This window comes from Streptomyces venezuelae (assembly GCF_008642375.1).
Lineage (GTDB): Bacteria > Actinomycetota > Actinomycetes > Streptomycetales > Streptomycetaceae > Streptomyces > Streptomyces venezuelae_G.
This window is the reverse complement of the sequence record NZ_CP029194.1, coordinates 5,460,884-5,481,292: the sequence shown is the minus strand read 5'-3', so window position 1 is coordinate 5,481,292 and position 20,409 is coordinate 5,460,884. Positions and strand designations below refer to the sequence as shown.

Genomic DNA, 20,409 nt, shown 5'->3' with positions numbered 1-20,409 from the left:
TCGGTCGGCTAGGGGGTGACCTGCTTGGTCAGGTCTAACTCCCTGTTGAGTTCTGAAACTTCCACCAGTTTGCGCCAGCGCGCAAGACGCGGTTGAAGCCGGTACAACTCGCCGAGGATCCGTGTGGAGCCCGTCCGGTGCGCGATACCGAAGGCTTGTTCTGCGGCCTGGTGCGCGCCTTCCACGTCCTCCAGGATCGCGTTGGCCGTAGCGAGCCGGGCGAGACACAGCCCTCGATCCCGCTCCTGCACGGCAGGCCAGTGCCGCAGACTCTTCTCGTACGTCACGACGGCTTGCTCGGGGCGCTCCAGGCGTACCTGGCAGTTGGCCGCCTCCATCTCGATGTACGAGACCGTGCAGTAGAAGGCCAGGTCGTCATCGTCGCCTCTGTCCGCCGCCACGAGGGCCTGTTCGATGGCCCGCTCGGTCTCGGAAGCCTCTCCGAGGCTCGCCTTGCTGTTCGCGAGCTGGCGGAGAACGACGGCGTGGACGCGAGGTGAGAGCTCGGAGGCGTACCGGAGGGCAGCGAGAGCGAGGCCCGCGCCGTGGCCGGCGTGGCCCGCTTCCGTGGCGATGTTGCTGCGGCGCTGGAGCATGTACGCGATCACCATCGGATCGCCCAGCTCTTGGGCGTACTCCATCGCCAGCCTGGTCCAGCGCATGGCCTCGTCCGTGCGGCCGGTGTCCTGGTGAAGCCAGCCGAGGAACTCCGCGTACCGTGCCCCCACGCGCAGGACCTCCTGCCGCAGCGGGCCGTACGCCTCGCGACACATCTGCTCGATGAGAGGCATCTGGCTGCCCACCGGGGCCAGGAGGAACTGCGGGCCGACGAAGGGTTCGGCCTGTGCGTGCTGTTGGAGTACTGAGGTGAGGTAGCCCAGCATCTCCGGGTTCACCGGCATCGGCGTGCGGCTCATCGCTGCCGTCGGTGTTGGCAGCAGCATGCTCTGTGCGGTGGCGACGCTCGTGGTGGTGGATGCGAAGCCGAGCTCCTCGTCCGTCGCCTCGTACACCTCCCGGAAGAGGGGGCGATGGTCCGGACTCATGGGGCGCCGGCCGTTCTCGTACATCGAGATGAGCGTCTTCCAGCTCGTCGACGCCGGTGACTGCGCTCCAAGACGCTGGGCCGCGGCCATCAACGCGTCGATCAGCTCGCCCTGCGTCCAGCCCCTGTCCAGCCTGGCCTGCTGGAGTCTGCTCTTCGCCCCCATCGTTCCCCCGATGTCCATCGCAGTGCCCGGCCCAATGATGGGCCAAGAGCCCGCACCACGTGGGGAGTTAACAGTTAACGGCGCAATCCGTTAACCCTGTCCACTGACCGACGGTCGCTACTCCGGCTTACTTGCCTCAGCGCCGCGGTGGTGGGCCACCTCCTCCGGCAGCGCTTCCCCTGCGGAATCGACGGCTGGAGGTGACGAGGTGCTGAGCTCCCCTGCGGTAGTGCGAGCGATCGAGTCTCGACACGGTCCCTTCCGTCGGACTTCGGTCAAGCCGTACTCCCGGGTTTTCCAGGCACTGGACGGCCGGTCACTGCTCAAGGTCTACGTCGGTATCGACCCGGCTGGGCGGCGCCGTCGCGAGGTGGAAGCGATCCGGGGTGCTGGTCGCCAGAGGCTGTCAGCGCCGACGGTCCTGGGCACAGGAGCCGAGGGTGATTCCGCCTGGACCGTGTTCCAGATGCTGCCCGGACGCCCATGCACGATCGAGACCGTCCCGGCAGTCCGGGACTATCTCGACCGGGTCCTGGTCCTGTCCGACCAGCTGCACCGGCCGGCTCCCGGTCTCGTTCCCGGTTCGGGTTGGGTGCCTCACCACAGGGATCCGTTCACGCACCGAGGGTTCCTGCTCCGACAGCTGTCTCCCCGATGCCGGCTGCTGCCGTGGTGGGCGGATCTGACGGAGCTCCTCGCTCCGATCGACGCCCACCCTGTCGTCCTCCTGCATGGGGACCTCAAGCCCGAGCACCTTCTGGTCGACGGAGACCGGATCCACGTCGTCGACTGGGAGGCAAGCGGGCGCGGCCCTGCTGTCGCCGATCACGCCGATGTCGCGTTCCACCTGGCCCGCGACCTGATCTATGGGGATCTGCCTTACCGGCGGCTGCCGGAGGACGTCGTTCGCCGACTCGTTCTGAGCGGTTCGGTCCTGGCGTGGCGCCTTCTCCTCTGGCTCGACCGGCGCCGTCCGGAGGACATCACGCTGGTCCCTCCTGGCCTCATCCGTCGGCTCGCGGCGCCGAACCGTCCCATCGCCACCTGGGCGCTTCTCGCCCAGACCATCTCGGCTCTCCGCGCCTGCGGCGTGCCTCGCTGACACGCCTTCGCAGTGCTCCGTCATCTTCCGACCCGAAACGAGGGATCCTGATGTCCCGAACGAGCACGATCCTCGGCAACACCCACCTCGTGATCGACACCGGAGTGGCCCACCCGCCGGCCACGACCATCGTCGAGCGCAAGGGCCTCGGCCACCCCGACACCCTCGCCGACCACCTCGCCGAGCGGCTGTCCCGCGCGTACAGCCGCTACACCGTCGAGCGCTTCGGCGCGGTGCTTCACCACAACTTCGACAAGCTCGCCCTTCTCGGCGGCGCGAGCGAAGTCCGCTACGGCGCCGGCCGGATGACCGCCCCCGTCAGGGTCCTCGTCAACGGGCGTGCCGCGCCCATGTGCGGCGGCGAGCGGATCCCTGTCGAGGAGATCGTGGAGGCCGAGGTGCGGGCGTTCTTCGCCCGTCGGCTTCCCGAGGTCTCGGACCACCTGGACATCACCTTCAACATCACCAGTAACTCCAGCCCCGGCGCCGTCCTCACGGGCGACGAGCTGCCCGACCGGACGCGGTGGTTCAACCCGCGGTCGATCGAGGACCTGCGGGAGCGGCGGGTGCGACTGTCCAACGACACGTCCCTGGGAACGGGCTGGGCGCCGGAGAACGCCTTCGAGTCGTTCGTGCGCGAGCTGGTCGATCACTTCTCCGGCGAGAGCGACTTCACCCTCTCGCACGCGTGGTGCGGATCGGACGTGAAGCTCATGGGCTACTGGGACGGCGAGCAGGCGGACGTCGTCCTCTGCGTCCCGCAGAAGTCGCGGCTCGTCGCCAGCCGCGCGGAGTACGTGCGCAACACCGAGAGCGTCCTCGCCGAGTGCCACCGGCTGGCCGGCCTCCGGCTGCCCGGCGCCGAGACGCGCTTCCGCCTCAACGCTCGCGATGTGCCGGAGAAGGACGAGCTGTACCTCACGTACACCGGCAGCTCGATCGAGTCCGGTGACGAGGGCGTCGTCGGCCGCGGCAACCGCGTCAACGGCCTCATCACGCCCCTGCGGCCGATGAACCTGGAGGGTGCCAACGGCAAGAACCCCGTCTACCACGTGGGCAAGCTCTACAACATCGCCGCCCGCCGGCTCGCCGAGCGGCTTCACGAGGCGACGGACGGCCACGCCGAGGTCCACCTGGTGAGCACGACCGGGCAGCGCCTCGACCAGCCGTGGCGCGTCCTCGTGCGTCTGTCGTCCCCGGACGCCGAGGTGGACAAGGTCCAGGCCCTGGTGGCGCAGGCCATGGACGAGTTCCCGGCGCTGACAGACGAGCTGGTCTCCGACGGGATCGTGCTGAGCTGATGGAGAGGCGGACGCTCGGCGAGGTCTCCGAGGAATGCCGACGGCGGCTGGTCACGCACTACGGCCCGGGAGTCTCCGGCTGGCTCGACGCCGCGCCCAGGCTGATGGAGCGCGCGGCGGAGCGCTGGAAGCTCACACTCGGGACGTACCACGACGCCGGACACGCCTCGGTGGTCGTCACGGCCGGAACCCTCGACGGACGTCCGCTGCTTCTCAAGGCGTGGGCCGATCCCGCCCGGTTCCGCAACGAGGTCACCGCCTTACGCCTGTGGGCGGGCGGGCCGACGGCAGGCGTCGTCGAGGCGGCGGACGACCTGGCCGTGGCGGCCTTGGAGATGGTCGGAGGCCGCCCCGGTGGTGGTGACCGACCGCCTCGCGAGCTTCCGACCGTGGCCGCCGCCCTCCAGGGACTCCACACCTTCGGCCGCCGTCGGAGCCGGCTGCGTGAGCTTCCTTCCCTGACCGCGTACCTCCACCAGGAGGTACGCCCCCGGGTGCGGCGCCGACTGGCATCGGTCGACGTCGGCCCGTGGCAGGAGCACGTCGACGCGGCCCTCCCGGCCCTCGTGACCCTGGAGGAGGACTCCGCTCGGTCCACCGTCCTGCACGCGGATCTCTACCGCGAGAACGTGCTCTTCGACTGGCTGGGCCACCCCCGCCTCATCGATCCCCTTCCGATGGTGGGCGACGCGGCCTTCGACTGGGCCTTCTGGACCGTGTACTACGACCTCGGACACGGCACAGACGCTCGCCTGGCCGCAGCGGCCCGGGTCTCCCGTATCCCCGTGCCCGTCCTGGCGCCATGGTGCAGGGCCCTGGCCCTGGACGGCCTGCTCTTCTACCTCGACACCGGTGATCCGCGCGCGCCGAGGATGGCCGACGTCCTCCCATGGCTGTCGGCGCCGACCCCAAGGAACCGATCATGACGACGTACGTCCTCCGCCACGGACAGACGAACTACAGCCGGCGCTATCTCGTCAACGGCGATCCGACCAAGCCCATCCGCCTGAGCGATGAAGGCCGCCGGTCGCTGAACAAGGGATGGAGCAGCGTGCCCCTCCACAGCGTGAAAACGTGGCTGGCCAGCGAATTCCCCCGCGCCCAGCAGACTGCCAACCTGCTGATGGGTGTCCCCGGGCCGGAACTGGTCATCGATCCTCGGCTGAACGAACTCGACTACGGGGAATTCGAGGGAAAACCGTTCCTGGAGTACGCCGTCTGGCTCGACGGCGACGGCACCCACAAGCGCCCGCCCGGCGGGAGCGAGTCGCAGCGTGAGGGCATCCGCAGGATGCTCACCGGGGTGCTCGCGGCCCTGGAGCATCCCGGTCCACGCGTCCTGGTGGCCCACGGGCTGCTGGTCTCGGTGCTCCTGTGGCACCGTGACCGGGCTCCCGACGAGGCCATGCCCCTGTTCTTTCCGGAGGCGCCGTACGTCGAGCCCTTCACGATCCCGGACATGGAGCTGCCGGAATTCATCGCAACGCTGATGAACGATCTTGAAACTGGCGTTCAGGGCCGTACCGGCGGCATCGGTGACTGGGGGATATTCCGGAACGGGGACGGCTCGGCGGTTGCTACCGTCGATTCCGTATCCCCATCCCACTCGCAGGATCAGAAGGATCTTCCTCATGCATGATGCCCGCGCCCTGATCGACATGGGTGCCGACGCGGTTCGTCGGCTCGCTCGTCGCGGTTACTCCCTGGACCTGTCCGAGCTGGAGTCCCTCCAGTCTCGTCGGAACCAGAACATCCGCTCGGCCGACGAGCTGCGGGCAGAGTCCAAGCGAGTGGCGAGCGAGGTCCAGCAGACGGCCAAGCAGGGCGGCGACATCAGCAAGCTCAAGGAGCGCGCCCGCGAGCTGAAGGACCAGATCCGCGAGATCGAGGCCGGCCAGGAAGGGATCGAGAGCCAGCTGCGCGACCTGCTCCTGAGCATCCCGAACCTGCCGGACGACTCGGCCCCCGACGGTGACTCCGAGGAGTTCGCTGTGGAGATCCGGCGCGTCGGCACTCCTCCCGCCTTCGCGTTCGAGCCGAAGGACCATGTCGATCTCGGTGAGGCCACCGGCCTCCTCGACTTCGGCAGGGCGACCAAGCTGTCCGGGCCGCGCTTCGCGGTCTCGCGCGGCGCCGGCGCCGCTCTGGAGCGGGCGCTGGCCACGCTCTTCCTCGACATCCACACCCGCCGCCACGGGTACACCGAGTACGCGGTTCCCTACCTGGTCACCCGCAAGACCATGACCGGTACCGGCCAGCTGCCGAAGTTCGAGGAGGATCTGTTCAAGACCGGCGTCGCCGACCGCGAGCTCTTCCTCATCCCGACGGCCGAGGTCCCGCTGACCAACCTCTACGCCGACGAGATCATCCCGCCGGCCGAGCTGCCTCTGGCCATGACCGCCCACACTCCGTGCTTCCGCTCCGAGGCCGGCTCGTACGGCCGGGACACCCGCGGTCTGATCCGCCAGCACCAGTTCGCCAAGGTCGAGATGGTCAAGATCGTCGACCCGGAGACGGCGGACGCCGAGCTGGAGGCGATGGTCGGCCACGCCGAGGCGTGCCTCAAGGAGCTCGGCCTCGCCTACCGGGTCATCAAGCTGCCTGCCGGCGACACGGGCTTCTCTGCCCAGCTCACGTACGACATCGAGGTCTGGATCCCGAGCCAGAACACGTACCGGGAGATCTCCTCGGTCTCCAACTTCGGCACCTTCCAGGCCCGCCGGGCGAACATCCGGACCCGAGGCGAGGACGGCAAGCCCAAGCTCGTCGCCACCCTCAACGGCTCCGGTCTGCCCGTCGGCCGCACGCTGGCCGCGCTCCTCGAACAGTGTCAGCAGGAGGACGGCTCGCTCGTCCTTCCCGAATCCCTCTTCCCGTACCTCGGCTTCCGCCGGATCAAGGCGGACGGAACACCGGAGGCATAACGTGCTCGTCGGCGTCTGCGATTTCCCTGGTAGCTACGCCTTTCCGCCCGCCGGCTACGGCGGGATCGAACGATGGCTGTGGGCGGTCGCCGTAGGCGCCCGGGCCGCAGGCGCCGACGTACACCTCCTCGGGCCGGGCTGGCTTGCGGACCTGGAGAACGACTGGGTCCGCAAGCCGGTCCGCCTGGAGGACCTCAACCCCGGAACGCTCGCCGAACGCGAGCTGCGCGACAGCGGGTACGACCTCCTGGTAGTCGGCCACGAATACCCTTCGCTTCCCGGCTGGACGCGCACCTGGAGTGAGCTGGACTGCGACGTCGCGACTTTCCAGCACTCGCCGGTCTTCGAGCACAACCCCACCGCCTTCGACGGCCGACGGTCGCGGCTCTACTGCTACTCGCCCGAAATGATGGAGCGGTACGCGAAGCATCGACCGATCCCCGAACTCGCCGTCCACCTCGGCCTCAACGAGGAGGAGCCACCGGCCGTTGCCGGCGCCGACCTCGTCTGGCTCGGCCGGATCGACGAGGACAAGGCGCCACACATTGCCGCCCGAGCCGCGCAGATCCTCGGCCGTCGAATCCGGATCGTCGGCCCCGTCTTCGACGAGACGTACGTCCGTCGGTATGAGCGCCTCCTCACCGCCGACCACGTGAAGTGGATCGGCGAACTCGGCGGCCCGGCCAAGACCGCCGCCATCGCCGAGGCGTCCGTCTTCGTCTACACCTACGCCCGGCCCTACGTGGAAGCCGGCGCCGCCATCTTCGGAGAATCCCTCCGCGCTGGCACGCCCATGGCCGCCCTGACCTGGCGGGACGGAACATGCGCCCAGGCCGCCTTGTGCAATGAGACCGGCGTGGTCGCCACCGTCGACCCGGAAGAGGACGACGAGACCGCGGCGCAGAGACTCGCCGACGCCATCGAACAGGCGGAAAGCCTCGACCACCGCCGCGTCCAGGCCGTGGGGATGCAGCGCTTCGACCCGGTGCGCCACTTCCGGGCGATGGCGACCCTGCCGTGCTGACCCGCGCGACCGGCTCCGTCGGAGACGAGCTGGCCCAGCGGATACCTGACGTACTGCGCGCCGCGTTAGGTCCTCACTGGGAGTTCACCGTCGATGGCCCTCACATCGAGATCGCTCACCCGCATCGCGGAACGCCCTACCGACCGCCGCGCAGACCGCCCACGTGGCGGGAGCTGCTCAACTCCCTGGAGCTCGGCTTCGCGCGGGACGGCGCCCCTCGTGACGTCTGCCTCCCTCTGCGTTGGGGGCGTGAGACCGAGCTGACCATCTCCGCCGTCCAGGCGCTCGACCCGCTCCTCAAAGACGGCCAACTCCGAACCTACCGGCGCGGATTCATTCCTCAGCCGGTCGTCCGCTTCACGGGCCACCGGGACGCCGCAGGTGAGTTGAAGGACGGCTTCCTGACCTCCTTCGTCAACATCTCCCGGGTCCAGCCCATACAGAGCATGGACGAGTACGGCGCCATCCTCGACGGCTGGCTCACCGTCCTGTCCCAGATCGGCTTCCACGCCCGCCACCTGAGCATCTACGGCACGCTCGCCCCATGGCGCCGACGGCAGGTCGAAGGCATCACATTGCGATTCCGGCACCTCGACCTCACGCTCGGCGACATAGTCCTGCTGTGGAACACCGCCCACCCCCACCGCCTGGCCGTCGACCTCGGCACCGGACTGGAGCGCCTTGCGTGGGCTCGCACACGCGCCGACTGGAGCCCGCTCGTCTACGGCCCGTTCAGTGAAGGAGTACCCGCTAGAACATTGGACGCGGTCCGCACGGCCACCCTCCTCGTCGGGAACGGAATTCTCCCGGCCTCGCGCGGAGCTGGACAGGCAACCCGAAGGGCGATCAGCGCGATCGATGCCCGGGCGGCACGTCTGGGCGTCAGCGCCCTGGCACGATTCGCGTATCCGTTCTGGGACCTCTTCAGCCCATTGAGTCTGCCGTGGCCGCAAGTCGTACTAGCTATCGACGGTGAGATTGCCAGACTGAAGGCGCTGCAACTCCGTCGAGAACTCCCCACTCATCAGCCCGAACTCCACGCCGGCATTGCCCGCTGAGGACCGGGGCAGCGCCTCCAGCACGACATCTGGCTTCGGGTTGGGGCAGGCCCCTTCGAGTGAGCCTGCTTCATGGGCTTCTGGTGGGACCGCCCTCTTTCCGAGAGTCGCACCTTCCACCACCGCATCAAGGGCAAGTCGGCTCCGCCGATGGCCTGCGGCCACCCTTGACCCGGTGCCTCCAGGTGCGAAAGACCTCTCGGAGGGCGGTCCGGGGCCGGGGTCGCAGGGGGCCCGGGCAGTATCCGGGGCCGGAGAGCGTCATGCAGGCTGGTGGGGGGAGCGTGGTGCTCTTCGGTGGGTTCGGGGTGCGCGGTTGTCGAATGGGGTAGCCGGGCGGCGATTAGCGGCGGCCAGTCGATGGTTCGTTGGGATTCAGGCCCCACCGGGAGTGACCAGCGGGGCCTGAATCCCAACCCGCCGACGGCCGTTCGCCGCTGAGCCGGGACCGGCTGCCCCATTCAACAACCGCGCACCCCGGACCGCAGGAAGGTGCCCGCCCTCCCCGGCTACGAGCCAAGCCCCCACCCACTGGCCTGCCAGGCGCCGTCCGACCCCCGACCGATGCCCGGGCCCCCGCGTGGCCACGCCCCCGGCCGCCCTCCGAGTGTGAAATGGCGGCCTCCGCCGCCGGGTCAAGGGTGGCCGCAGGCCATCGGCTTCGCCGACGCGACCAACGGGAGCGCCCTTGATGCGGTGGTGGAGGCCGCCACACTCGGAAAGAGGGCGGCCGCACCCGAGGCAGAACTGCTGCCCAGACCTGTCGAGCCTCTCCTTCACCCACACGAGCGCTCTCCACTCAACACAACCATCCGGACACACTCCGTGCGGTACGTTCGCGCAAAACGGCCCTCGCGACGGTTGGCGCCATCACGAGGGCCTGAACCACTAGTGGAATAGGCGTCCACCGTGATCTACCGGCACTTTAACGCGCCTTCGCGTGCCTTCAGTCAGTTCTCGCACGAGATCATTCGGCATCCTCGGCTCAGTTCTGACGCCGTTCGACTCCTGACCTGGCAGCTCTCCCTCCCCCAGGACGCACGCGAGTCGTTTTCCGCGACCGCCAAACGTGCCCGGATCGGGGGATGCGCCTTCACCCGCGCCAAGCGGCAGCTCAAGGAGGAGGGATTCGTCCACGAACGGCGAGTTCAGGGACCCGGTGGGCGCTGGGTTACCCAACAGCTCGTCTCCAGTACCCCGTTGACCTCGGACGAGGCCGCCAAGCTCCTCGCCCGGACACCCGTCCTCGCCTGCACTGACCGCGTCATCCCGCAGGTCGTACCGAGTCCCCGGAAACCGGCCGCCGGTCGGCCGACCACCCCGTCGGCCGACGGTCATCCAGATAAACACCTGAGGAATGACACCTCCAACCTTCCGGCCGAGCCGGCCGAGGCCGTCCATGAGCCTGCGCCTGCCCCCGTACCTGCCGACGGAACGCCTACCAGCCCCCATCTCGAAGAGGGCCGCGCTCTTATCGGTGTCCTTCCCCTCCTCTCCCCCGCCCTCCGCCACATTCCGCCCGGCATGCGCGACGAACTCGCCCGCCTCGCAGCCCGCTGGCTCGACTCCGGACACTCGTCCGCTGACGTCCACGAACACGTCCTCCGCGGCCTGCCCGGCACCGGGACACCCGTACACCGACCCGGCGGACTCGTCCGCTACCTCCTCCGCGACGTCCCACCCCGCACCCTGCCGACCCCACCCACGCCTACCCCCACCCCGATCCGGCTCTCCGTCCGCCTCGAAGGCACACGCGAGTGCACCGGCCAGCACACGCAACCCATGCTGTTCCGGCCGCTCGCCGATGAGACCCTGTGCGCCGAATGCGCCACGCCCACCCGTAACGAGCCGAAGTCACTGCCCGGCGGGGAGCACGTACGCACGCCCTCGTAGGCTCGAAGGACGACCCCGTCGATCCGAAAGGCCCCACCATGCCCCGCATCCCCTCCCCCGCCATAGCCGCCGCCGGACTCGTGGGCGGTTACGCCGTTGCTCGGTGGACCAAGAAGCGGCCGCTCGGTGGGGTCGTGCTGGCCGTGGCCGGTGGGGTGGCTGCTCGGGAGTGGCAGCAGGTGGTGGGTGGGAAGGCGGCTGCCGGGCTGACGGCCGCGTACGTCGCCGCGTTCGCCGGGTCGCATCCGCTTGCGAAGAAGATCGGGGCCTGGCCCGCGGTGTTCTCCGTGGCCGGGGGTGTCGCCGCCGCCTCCTGGGCCGTCACCCGCGGGAAGTAGGAGTCACCCCGTTCAGCCCCCCAGCGCGTGGCTGAACGTGTAGATCAGGAGGCCCGCCAGGGCGCCCACCACCGTGCCGTTGATGCGGATGAACTGGAGGTCGCGGCCGATGTTGGCCTCGATCTTCTTCGAGGTCTGGGTGGCGTCCCAGCCGGCGACCGTGTCCGTGATCAGGGATGTGATCTCGTGGCGGTAGGTGGTGACGACGTACGTCGCCGCGTCCTCCGCCCAGCCCTCGACCTTCGCCTGGAGGCGGGTGTCCGTCGCCAGGCGGTTGCCCAGGGACATCAGCGAGGCGCGGGCGCGCAGGCGGAGCTGGCTGCGGTCGTCCTCGGCCGCCGCGATGATCAGGTTGCGGATCGAGGACCAGGCAGAGGCGATGATGTCCTGGATCTCCGGACGGGCCAGCAGGTCCGACTTCAGGCGCTCGACACGGACCCTCGTGTCCGTGTCCGCCTGGAGGTCGGCCGCGAAGTCCGTCAGGAAGCGGTCGATCGCGCCGCGCGCCGGGTGCGTCGGCATGTCCCGCATCTCCGTCACGAAGCGGAGGAGTTCCTTGTAGACGCGCTCGCCGATGCGCTTGTCGACGAAGCGCGGCGTCCAGCCCGGCGCGCCGCCCTGCACCGCGTCCATCACCGACTCGCCGTGGGTCACCAGCCAGTCGTGCGCCCGGGTGCAGACCAGGTCCACCGCCCGGCGGTGCGCCCCGTCCGCGACGATCTTCTCCAGGGTCTTGCCCAGGCCCGGGGCGATCTCCGCCGACTCGGCCCGGCGCGTGATCGCCTCGCCCACGACCGCCTGCACGTCCGAGTCCCGCAGGACCGTCAGCGCGCCGCGCAGCGCCGTCGACGCCTCCGCCGTCACCCGGTCCGCATGGGCCGGGTCCGCCAGCCATGAACCGAGGCGCCGCCCGATTCCGAACGCCGCCAGCCGGCCCCGTACGACATCCGCCGAGAGGAAGTTCTCGCCGACGAACGAGCCCAGCGAGGCTCCCAGCTGGTCCTTCTTCGTCGGGATGATCGCCGTGTGCGGGATCGGCAGGCCGAGTGGGTGCCGGAAGAGGGCCGTCACCGCGAACCAGTCCGCCAGTGCGCCGACCATGCCCGCCTCCGCGGCGGCGGCGACATAGCCCGTCCAGGCGCCCCAGCCCGCGTTCTCCGCCCAGGTCGCGAGGGCGTAGATCACGGCCACCCCGACGAGCAGCGACGTCGCCAGCGTCTTCATCCGCCGGACGCCTCTGCTCTTCTCCTCGTCCGCCGCCGTGTACGAAAAACTCACCATGGGCCTGACCTCCTACATCAGGGACTCCCGGCGCTCCTCGCGAGTTCCCCCGTACATCTTCGCGATCACGGCCTCGATGTCGGGCTCCCGCACCGAGAGGTCGACAAGGGGATACGCGGCGGCGACCGCGGCGACCAGGGGAGCCGCCGAGGACGAGGCCGGGAAGGCCAGGTACTGGCGGGGTCCCTCCGACCGTACGAAGCGGGCGCCCGGCACGTCCTCGATCGGGGGCAGCTCCCGCTCCAGGTCCACCACCAGGAGCCGTTCGCTCTCGCCCACCGCGTGCAGGCCGGTCAGCTTCCCGTCGTACATCAGCTTCCCGTGGTCGATGACCATCACCCGCGAGCACAGCTGCTCGATGTCCGTGAGGTCGTGGGTGGTCAGCAGGACCGTCGTGCCCTGGGAGGCGTTCAGCTCCCGCAGAAACTCCCGCACCCTCGCCTTCGACACGACGTCCAGGCCGATCGTCGGCTCGTCCAGGTACAGCACCTCCGGGTCGTGCAGCAGCGCCGCCGCGATGTCGCCGCGCATCCGCTGGCCGAGGGAGAGCTGGCGGACCGGGACGTCGAGCAGCTCGCCCAGGTCGAGGAGCTCGACACACCGGTCGAGGTTCTCGCGGTAGCGGGCGTCGGGGATCCGGTACATCCGGTGCATCAGGCCGTACGAGTCCCTCAGCGGCAGGTCCCACCAGAGCGTCGTCCGCTGGCCGAACACCACCCCTATGCGCTGGGCCAGCCGGGTGCGCTCCCGCGCCGGGTCGATGCCCGCGACCCGCAGCCGGCCCCCGCTGGGAGTGAGGATGCCGGTCAGCATCTTGATCGTGGTCGACTTCCCGGCCCCGTTCGGACCGATGTAGCCGACCATCTCCCCGCGCTCGACGCCGAAGCTGATGCCGTCGACCGCCCGGACCTCGCGTTTCGACCGCTTCAGCAGGCCCGCCTTGCTGCGGACCGTGAAGATCTTCTCCAGTGAGTCGAGTTCGATGAAGGGCACAGAGGTCTGCACGGGACTCAGCTTCCTGTCGATCGGTACGAACGGATTCCGGCCCGCCACGCGGTCCCCGCCACCGCGCAGCAGACCACCGCCACGAGCGGCGACGCGAAGGCCGCCCAGCCCGGCACGCCCGCCGGGGCCGGCCGGCCGAGGACGTACAGCGCGGGCAGCCAGTTCACGAACGCCAGCGGCACGACGTACACAACCCCCCGCACCAGCTCCTGCGCGAAGATCGTCGGCGGGTACCCGAGGAGGGTGTTCCCGCCGTACGTGAACGAGCTCGTGACCTCGGCCGCGTCCTGCACCCAGAACAGGGCCGACGCCCCCAGCACCATCACCGCCCCGAAGATCACCGCCCCGCAGACCAGCATCATCGGCAGCAGCAGCACCTTCACCGGCGTCCACGCCACGTCCAGCAGGACCAGCGCCCACACCAGGACGAACAGCCCCTGCGCCACCCGCCCGAACCGGCGCAGCGCGAACTTGTCCGCCGCGACCTGCGCGAGCAGCGGCGCCGGGCGCATCAGGAACGTGTCGAGCGAGCCGTCCCTGACCCGCTTCCCCATCCGCTGGAGCGACCCCATCGTCAGGTCCGCGAGACCGAACGACGTGCCCGTCGTCCCGTACAGGAACGCGACCTCCGCGAAGGAGAAGCCGCCAAGACCCTTCACCTGACCGAACATCAGCAGGATGACGACGAAGTCGAAGAAGGTGACGCAGAAGCTGGTGACCAGGGTCAGCGCGAAGGAGGAGCGGTACGCCATCGTCGACCGGATCCACATCCCCGCGACCATCCGGTACGTGCGCCAGGAGTCCGACGCCAGTGGGTGAGTACGCCGGGAAGCCCCGCTCGTACGAAGTACGTCAGCGTCAGCGTCAGCCACCCTGCACCACCACCTTCCGCGTCGCCGCCGCCTGCGCCGCCCGCCCCGCCCCGAACAGCACCAGCGCCCAGCACCCCTGGAACGCGTACGCCCCCGCCAGCTCCCACCCGCCCGCGTACTTCCCCAGGTACACATCGGCCGGCACCTGGAGCATCGACGCCCACGGCAGCATCCGCGCCAGCTCGCCCAGCGCGCCCGGGAAGACGTTCAGCGGGAGCAGCATCCCCGAGAAGAACAGCCCGCCCAGCCAGGCCACCTGCAGCACGCCCTGGCCGTCGAGCAGCCAGAACGCGCTCATCGCGACGAGGTACCAGATCGCGAAACTGACGATCGAGCCGAGTGCCACCGCCACCAGGAACGCGAGCCATCTCCCGGGGCCCGAGGGCAGCGTGAAGTCGAAGACGAGCGCGCCCACCGCCATCGGGACGACCCCGCGGCCGAGCAACTGGTAGGCCGAACGGCCGAGGTTGGCCGAGAACCACCAGGTCTGGAGGTCCACGGGGCGGTAGAGGTCGACCGCGATGTCCCCGGTCCTGATCCGCTCGATCAGCTCCTCCTCGAAGCCGCCGCCCATCAGGCCGCACACGGTGATGAGCGCCTGGCCGATCCACACATAGGCGAGCGCGTCGTCCATGGAGTAGCCGCCGAGCTGCGGGCGTTCGTCCCACAGGGCGATGTACGTGTACGACAGGATGAGGCCGAAGACGGTGTTGGTGAACACCCCCGCCGCCGTCGCCACCCGGTAGGTGGCATGGCGCCGGAAGCCACCCGCGGCCACCGTCGCGTACAGCCGCAGCATGCGAACCCTTCCCCCCTCCTGGATCACCTCCGGAAGGTCATCCGGAAAGCGCCGAAAAACGGCGAAGCGCACGACCCTAGCGGCGAGCCCCCACACACCGCGAGCGATTTTCCCCTCACTTCACGTGATTCGGCGCTGCCGATTCGGGTCGTATTCCGGAGTTTCGTCACTTTCCGGGCAATATGAGGTGCCATGCCCCCTTCCTCCGGTACGAGTGACACCCCCCGGCCATCCGGCCCGGGCTGGGAGCCGAGGGACCCCACCCTCTCCGCTCCGCCACCTCCCGCACGGAAGCGTCCCCCGCGCGCCCGGCGCCTCCGGCGCGTCCTGCGGACCCTGTTCGGCCTCGCCCTCCTCGGCGCGCTGCTCCTCGGCGGGGCCTTCGTCGCCGGCTACCTCCTGGTGAAGATCCCCCCGGCCAACGCCGCCGCCCTCGCCCAGTCCAACGTCTACCTCTACCGCGACGGCAGCCCCATCGCCCGCGACGGCGAGGTCAACCGCGAGAACGTCCGGCTCGAACAGGTCCCCCTGGGCGTCCGCCAGGCCGTCCTCGCCGCCGAGGACCGCGACTTCCACACCTCGCGCGCCGTCGACCCCAAGGCCATGGTCCGCGCCGCCTGGAACACCGTCACCGGCAAGGGCCGCCAGTCCGGCTCCACCATCACCCAGCAGTACGTCAAGAACTACTACCTCGGCCAGGAACAGACCCTCAGCCGCAAGGCCAAGGAGTTCTTCATCGCGATCAAACTGGGCCGCGAGAAGACCGAGGAGGAGATCCTCCAGGGCTACCTGAACACCAGCTACTTCGGCCGGAACGCCTACGGGATCCAGGCCGCCGCCCGCGCCTACTACGGCAAGGACGTCGAACGCCTCGACACCGCCGAAGGCGCGTACCTCGCCTCCCTCCTCAAGGCCCCCAGCGCCTACGACGTCACCACCCACCCCGAGAACCGGGCCAAGGCCGTCGCCCGCTGGAACTACGTCCTCGACGGCATGGTCACCGAGGGCTGGCTCGGCCGCGCCGAACGCGCCGCCGCCCGCTTCCCCCTCCCCCAGACCGCCCGCCCCGCCACCGGCCTCTCCGGACAGCGCGGCTATCTCGTCCAGGCCGTCGAGGAGTACCTGACCGACCAGGGCGTCATCGACGAGAAGACCCTCGCCGGCGGCGGCTTCCGGATCACCACCACCCTGGACCGCGCCAAACAGGAGACACTCGCCCAGGCCGTCGAGGACCGCGTCATCTCCCGCCTCGACCCCGACCGCAACCCCGCCGACCGCTACGTACGGGTCGGAGCGGCGGCCGTCGACCCGGGAACCGGCAAGGTCCTCGCGATGTACGGCGGCATCGACTACACCCAGCAGTACGTCAACAACGCCACCCGCCGCGACTACCAGGTCGGCTCCACCTTCAAGCCCTTCGTCTTCACCGCCGCCGTACAGAGCGGGGCGCAGACCCAGCACGGCCTGCCGATCACCCCGTACACCCTCTACGACGGGACCAACCGGCGCCCGGTCGAGGGCTGGAGCGGCAGCCCGTACGACCCCGCCAACGAGGACGACGCCAGTTACGGCGAGATCGCCGTCGGGGAGGCCACCGACCTGTCGGTGAACGCCGTGTACGCCCAGATGGCCGTGGACGTCGGCCCCGCACACGTCCGGCGGACCGCCGTCGCCCTCGGTGTGCCCGGCTCCACCCCCGACCTCACCGCCTCCCCCTCCATCGCCCTCGGCCCGGCCACCGCCAGCGTCCTCGACATGGCCTCGGCCTACGCGACGCTCGCCGCGCACGGCCGGCACGGCAGCCACACCCTCGTCGAGGCCGTCACGAAGGGCGGCAGGACGATCGACCTGCCGTCCCGGCAGGCCCGGCAGGCGGTCAGCCGCGAGGCCGCCGACACGACCACGTCGATCCTGCGGAGCGTCGTCGAGGCGGGTACGGGCACGGCGGCGCAGGCCGCCGGGCGGCCGGCGGCGGGCAAGACGGGCACGGCGGAGGACGACAAGGCCGCCTGGTTCGCGGGATTCACACCGGAGCTGGCGACGGTCGTCGCACTGATGGGCCAGGACCCCGAGTCGGGACGGCAGGAACCGCTGTACGGGGCGCTCGGACTGCCCCGGATCAACGGCGGCGGGGCGCCGGCCGAGATCTGGGCCCAGTTCACCCGGGACGCGCTCGCGGGGACCACCCCGCGCGACTTCGACCTCCGGCTGATGCCGGGGGCGGAGGAGATGCCGCCGGTGCCGCCGATGCCGGACGGACCGGAGAGCCAGGACAACCAGGAGGGTCAGGAGAACCAGCAGGGGGACCCGTACCTCACGGGCGAGGCGGGGCCGGGGGCCGAGGCCGAGGTGTCCCGCAGCCCCCTGCCCTCACGTCCACCCGTACGGGGCCGATGAACCAGGGCCGGTGACCGGGGCCGGTGACCGGGGTCAGTGGCCGGGGTCAGTGGCCGGAGGTCGCCTTCAGCCCCACCACGGCGACCAGCAGCAGACAGACGAAGAAGATCCGGGCGGCGGTCGCCGGCTCACCGAGCACGACCATGCCGAGCACCGCCGCACCGGCCGCGCCGATACCCACCCACACGCCGTACGCGGTACCGATCGGCAGCGTCTTGGCGGCATGCGACAGCAGCAGCATGGAGGCGACGATCCCGGCGCCGGTGAACACGCTGGGCCAGAGCCGCGTGAAGCCGTCGGTGTACTTCATACCGATCGACCAGCCGACTTCGAGCAGACCCGCGACCACGAGAAGAACCCAGGCCATGACGACGACACCTCCGCGAGACGGAACTACAGGAGTGCGTCGTCTTGTCGTCATCCCGGTACGGCGCGTCTCGTCGGGTGTCCCCAGGCTAGCAAAGAACGAGCAAAGGCCCTGGTGACGATGGTCACCAGGGCCTCGGGAAGCCTTCGGCTACAGATACAGCCCGGTCGAGTCCGTCGCGCCCTGGAACCGGTCCGCGGCCACCGCGTGCAGGTCCCGCTCCCGCATCAGTACGTACGCGACACCCCGCACCTCGACCTCGGCACGGTCCTCCGGGTCGTACAGCACCCGGTCACCGATCTCGACGGTACGGACGTTCTGGCCGACCGCGACCACCTCGGCCCAGGACAGGCGACGGCCGACGGCGGCGGTCGCCGGGATCAGGATGCCGCCGCCGGAGCGCCGCTCCCCCTCGGGGGAGTCGGTGCGGACCAGGACCCGGTCGTGGAGCATCCGGATGGGCAGCTTGTCGTGCGTGTTCTCGCTCACGGTCCGAACCTACCTGCCCGGGCGTGTCGCCCGTGGCGGGGAGGGGTCATCCCTTGCGCTTACGGGACGAGGAAACGATCAGTCCGATCACCGCGACGGCGACGACCGCCACCGGCACGACCCGCTCCAGACGGGGCGCGCCGTCCTCGTGCGTGAAGCGGGCCTTCACGTCGGAGACGACGCGGTTGACGGCGACGAAGGCGCGCCCGGCGGTCTGGTCGACCGTCGAGGCGACCTTGGCCTTGGCGTCCCCGATGATCGTCTTCGGGTGTACCCGAATGCCGATCTCGTCGAGTGTGACGGCGAGCTGCTCGCGCCGGCGGACGATGTCCGCCTCGATCTGCGCAGGGGTCCTGGCGTCCGACACCGCGCTGCCTCCGTAGTCGTGTATCCGGTCGTTGACGGACAGTGTGTCAGCTCCACCCCCGCTGAGCCGCGTCCGCCCCCCATTGGGCGTCCGCCATTAGGCTCTGGACGCGTACGCGAACACTCCCGAGGAAGAGCGAGCCATGAGCGAGCGACTGCAGCCCGGCGACACCGCCCCCGCCTTCACCCTGCCCGACGCGGACGGCAACGAGGTCTCCCTCGCGGACCACAAGGGCCGCAAGGTCATCGTCTACTTCTACCCGGCGGCCCTCACCCCCGGCTGCACGAAGCAGGCCTGCGACTTCACCGACAACCTGGACCTGCTGGCAGGCGCGGGCTACGACGTCATCGGCGTGTCCCCCGACAAGCCGGAGAAGCTGGCGAAGTTCCGCGAGAAGGAGAACCTGAAGGTCACGCTGGTCGGCGACCCGGACAAGACGACCCTGGAGGCGTACGGCGCCTTCGGCGAGAAGAAGCTGTACGGGAAGGTCGTGACGGGCGTGATCCGCTCGACGGTCGTGGTCGACGAGGACGGCAAGGTCGAGCACGCCTTCTACAACGTGAAGGCGACGGGCCACGTGGCCAAGATCATCAGGGACCTGGGCGTCGGGGCCTGACGCCTCCCCTGGAACGGCCCGCACCCCCGAAAGGGCGGTGCGGGCCGTTTCGTATACCGGACGCGATATTCGTACGCGTCATGACGTGACCGTCCGATATTCGGCTCGTTACTCCGTACGAGGCCACGAACGGGTGGCCGGATCCGAGGGGGTCCGATGGGGACGAGCGCGTTCACACAGGAGCGGCTCGAAGTGGCGGCGCGGGGAGCGCGGACGCTGACGGAGGCGCTGGAATGGCTGGGGGTGGGCCCGAAGAGCTCGACGCGAAGGTACGTGCGGGAGCGCATGCAGAAGCCGGGCGTGGACACCTCGCACTTCCGCGCGCCGTCCCAGCGGGGAAAGCCCCGGCGCCCCCGGACACCCGAGGCCCTGCTCGTCGAGCAGACCGGCCCACAGACCCGGCGCATCCCGAGCGACCGCCTCACATGGGCGATGAAGGACTCGGGAGTACGGAAACCAGTGCGCAACGTGCGGTACGGACGCCCAGTGGCGCGGCCGACCACTCCCGCTGGAGGTCGACCACATCGACGGAGACTGGCGCAACAACCGGATCGAGAACCTGCGGTTCCTCTGCCCCAACTGCCACTCGACGACCGACACCTACCGAGGCCGCGGCAGGAGACGAGCCTCGTGACCAACGCCGCTCGATGCACCCGCGAGCGGTTGGCCGAAGCCGCCGCGCAGTGCTCGACCATCGACGAGATCTTCGCCTTCTTCGACTCGCAGCCCTGCGACAAGCTCCGCCGCTACCTGCTGAAGCGCTTCGCCCACTACGAAATCGACCGGCGCTCTCCGCATCTTGGGCAAGCCCTGCACAGGGCAGATGCGCGCGCTATTCCGCCGATGGACCGCGGAGGATGGCCTCAGCACGTCCCACTTCCTGGGGCAGGCGCACGCGCGAGGACAACAGGGGCCCACCCCGGTGAAACGACCTGAGGACATTCTCGTCCGCCACGGCCGGGGGCTCCGGACCAGAACTCACCTGCTGCGTCGAGCACTCCGTGAGTCCGGCGTCCCCGAGGAGTGTGCCGACTGCGGCATCGGCACCGAGTGGCTCGGCAGACCCATGACCCTGGAGATCGACCACATCAATGGGGACTGGCGCGATGACCGCGCCGAGAACCTTCGGCTACTTTGCCCCAACTGCCATGCGGTCACCGACACCTGGTGCCGGGGAGGGCGCCGACGCACCTCTCCGACAGGCTCGCGGTGACCGCTACCATGGCTGTGCAAGCGGCCGTGGCGAAATAGGCAGCACGCGCGGGCCTTAGGAGCCCGTGGGAGAAATCCCGTGAGGGTTCGAATCCCTCCGGCCGCACGATAAACGGCCTGCGAATCGAAGGACCGATTCGCGGGCCGTTCGTA

General features: G+C 69.7%; 19 protein-coding genes, 1 tRNA gene, 2 pseudogenes and 1 riboswitch. Of the genes and pseudogenes, 14 read left to right on the top strand and 8 right to left on the bottom strand.

Annotated elements, in window-relative coordinates; all coding sequences use genetic code 11:
- Nucleotides 1-8 precede the first annotated feature (8 nt).
- Nucleotides 9-1,211: a helix-turn-helix domain-containing protein gene (locus tag DEJ46_RS25220; RefSeq protein ID WP_150269887.1), complete on the bottom strand. Its 1,203-nt coding sequence runs from the start codon at nt 1,209-1,211 to the stop codon at nt 9-11.
- Nucleotides 1,212-1,440: 229 nt separating this feature from the next.
- On the opposite strand from DEJ46_RS25220, the gene DEJ46_RS25215 reads away from it, so the two are divergent.
- The 9 genes from DEJ46_RS25215 (at nt 1,441) to DEJ46_RS25175 (ending at nt 10,851) form a co-directional block, all read left to right on the top strand.
- Complete coding sequence (locus DEJ46_RS25215) at nt 1,441-2,313, top strand: phosphotransferase family protein (RefSeq protein WP_190622877.1); 873 nt, start codon at nt 1,441-1,443, stop codon at nt 2,311-2,313.
- Nucleotides 2,314-2,363: 50 nt separating this feature from the next.
- Nucleotides 2,364-3,614: a methionine adenosyltransferase gene (locus DEJ46_RS25210; RefSeq protein WP_150269884.1), complete on the top strand. Its 1,251-nt coding sequence runs from the start codon at nt 2,364-2,366 to the stop codon at nt 3,612-3,614.
- Nucleotides 3,614-4,540 (top strand): aminoglycoside phosphotransferase family protein, encoded by a 927-nt coding sequence (locus DEJ46_RS25205; RefSeq protein WP_150269883.1) that lies wholly within the window; start codon nt 3,614-3,616, stop codon nt 4,538-4,540. Before DEJ46_RS25210 ends, DEJ46_RS25205 begins: the two co-directional genes overlap by 1 nt.
- The gene (locus DEJ46_RS25200; RefSeq protein ID WP_150269881.1) at nt 4,537-5,253 is read left to right on the top strand and encodes a histidine phosphatase family protein; all 717 of its coding nucleotides are present in this window, start codon (nt 4,537-4,539) and stop codon (nt 5,251-5,253) included. The genes DEJ46_RS25205 and DEJ46_RS25200 overlap by 4 nt, the downstream gene beginning before the upstream one ends.
- Nucleotides 5,246-6,538, top strand: a complete 1,293-nt coding sequence (serS, locus tag DEJ46_RS25195; RefSeq protein ID WP_150269880.1) for a serine--tRNA ligase — start codon at nt 5,246-5,248, stop codon at nt 6,536-6,538. The genes DEJ46_RS25200 and serS overlap by 8 nt, the downstream gene beginning before the upstream one ends.
- Nucleotide 6,539: 1 nt before the next feature.
- Nucleotides 6,540-7,562: a glycosyltransferase gene (locus DEJ46_RS25190; RefSeq protein WP_150269878.1), complete on the top strand. Its 1,023-nt coding sequence runs from the start codon at nt 6,540-6,542 to the stop codon at nt 7,560-7,562.
- Nucleotides 7,556-8,620 (top strand): hypothetical protein, encoded by a 1,065-nt coding sequence (locus DEJ46_RS25185; protein WP_223835070.1) that lies wholly within the window; start codon nt 7,556-7,558, stop codon nt 8,618-8,620. The genes DEJ46_RS25190 and DEJ46_RS25185 overlap by 7 nt, the downstream gene beginning before the upstream one ends.
- 1,524 nt (nt 8,621-10,144) lie before the next feature.
- Nucleotides 10,145-10,513: a hypothetical protein gene (locus tag DEJ46_RS39280; RefSeq protein WP_190622875.1), complete on the top strand. Its 369-nt coding sequence runs from the start codon at nt 10,145-10,147 to the stop codon at nt 10,511-10,513.
- A gap of 38 nt (nt 10,514-10,551) precedes the next feature.
- A complete protein-coding gene (locus tag DEJ46_RS25175; RefSeq protein ID WP_150269876.1) occupies nt 10,552-10,851 on the top strand; it encodes a hypothetical protein in 300 nt (99 codons plus the stop codon).
- 12 nt (nt 10,852-10,863) lie between these two features.
- Here the strand turns inward: DEJ46_RS25175 and DEJ46_RS25170 are convergent, their stop codons facing one another.
- The 4 genes from DEJ46_RS25170 to DEJ46_RS25155 all read right to left on the bottom strand — a co-directional run bounded on the left by DEJ46_RS25170 (nt 10,864) and on the right by DEJ46_RS25155 (nt 14,805).
- Nucleotides 10,864-12,132, bottom strand: coding sequence for a DUF445 domain-containing protein (locus DEJ46_RS25170; RefSeq protein WP_150269874.1), 1,269 nt, complete (start codon nt 12,130-12,132; stop codon nt 10,864-10,866).
- A 12-nt stretch (nt 12,133-12,144) separates the two neighbouring features.
- Nucleotides 12,145-13,125 carry an ATP-binding cassette domain-containing protein gene (locus DEJ46_RS25165; protein WP_150274748.1) on the bottom strand — a complete coding sequence of 327 codons (981 nt, stop codon included), beginning with the start codon at nt 13,123-13,125 and terminating at the stop codon, nt 12,145-12,147.
- Between the two features lie 17 nt (nt 13,126-13,142).
- Nucleotides 13,143-13,919 carry an ABC transporter permease gene (locus tag DEJ46_RS25160; protein WP_150274747.1) on the bottom strand — a complete coding sequence of 259 codons (777 nt, stop codon included), beginning with the start codon at nt 13,917-13,919 and terminating at the stop codon, nt 13,143-13,145.
- Nucleotides 13,920-14,001: 82 nt separating this feature from the next.
- A complete protein-coding gene (locus tag DEJ46_RS25155; protein ID WP_190623260.1) occupies nt 14,002-14,805 on the bottom strand; it encodes an ABC transporter permease in 804 nt (267 codons plus the stop codon).
- A gap of 195 nt (nt 14,806-15,000) precedes the next feature.
- Between DEJ46_RS25155 and DEJ46_RS25150 the strand changes: the two genes are divergently transcribed.
- A complete protein-coding gene (locus DEJ46_RS25150; RefSeq protein WP_150269870.1) occupies nt 15,001-17,205 on the top strand; it encodes a transglycosylase domain-containing protein in 2,205 nt (734 codons plus the stop codon).
- Nucleotides 17,206-17,251: 46 nt separating this feature from the next.
- On the opposite strand, the gene DEJ46_RS25145 is transcribed toward DEJ46_RS25150, so the two are convergent.
- The 3 genes from DEJ46_RS25145 to DEJ46_RS25135 form a co-directional block, all read right to left on the bottom strand.
- Nucleotides 17,252-17,572: a DMT family transporter gene (locus DEJ46_RS25145; protein WP_028811654.1), complete on the bottom strand. Its 321-nt coding sequence runs from the start codon at nt 17,570-17,572 to the stop codon at nt 17,252-17,254.
- Between the two features lie 33 nt (nt 17,573-17,605).
- Nucleotides 17,606-17,674, bottom strand: a riboswitch (guanidine-III (ykkC-III) riboswitch).
- A gap of 48 nt (nt 17,675-17,722) precedes the next feature.
- On the bottom strand, nt 17,723-18,061 hold the full coding sequence (locus DEJ46_RS25140) for a GroES family chaperonin (RefSeq protein WP_017237090.1): 339 nt from the start codon (nt 18,059-18,061) through the stop codon (nt 17,723-17,725).
- 46 nt (nt 18,062-18,107) lie between these two features.
- On the bottom strand, nt 18,108-18,428 hold the full coding sequence (locus DEJ46_RS25135; protein ID WP_150269868.1) for a DUF3618 domain-containing protein: 321 nt from the start codon (nt 18,426-18,428) through the stop codon (nt 18,108-18,110).
- 142 nt (nt 18,429-18,570) lie between these two features.
- On the opposite strand from DEJ46_RS25135, the gene bcp reads away from it, so the two are divergent.
- The 4 genes and pseudogenes from bcp (at nt 18,571) to DEJ46_RS25115 (ending at nt 20,362) form a co-directional block, all read left to right on the top strand.
- On the top strand, nt 18,571-19,044 hold the full coding sequence (gene bcp / locus DEJ46_RS25130) for a thioredoxin-dependent thiol peroxidase (protein WP_150269866.1): 474 nt from the start codon (nt 18,571-18,573) through the stop codon (nt 19,042-19,044).
- Nucleotides 19,045-19,200: 156 nt separating this feature from the next.
- Nucleotides 19,201-19,678, top strand: a pseudogene (locus tag DEJ46_RS25125) (HNH endonuclease).
- Nucleotides 19,675-20,257: pseudogene (locus DEJ46_RS25120) on the top strand (HNH endonuclease signature motif containing protein). Before DEJ46_RS25125 ends, DEJ46_RS25120 begins: the two co-directional pseudogenes overlap by 4 nt.
- A gap of 20 nt (nt 20,258-20,277) precedes the next feature.
- A tRNA-Leu gene (locus DEJ46_RS25115) sits at nt 20,278-20,362 on the top strand.
- The last annotated feature ends 47 nt before the right edge of the window (nt 20,363-20,409 follow it).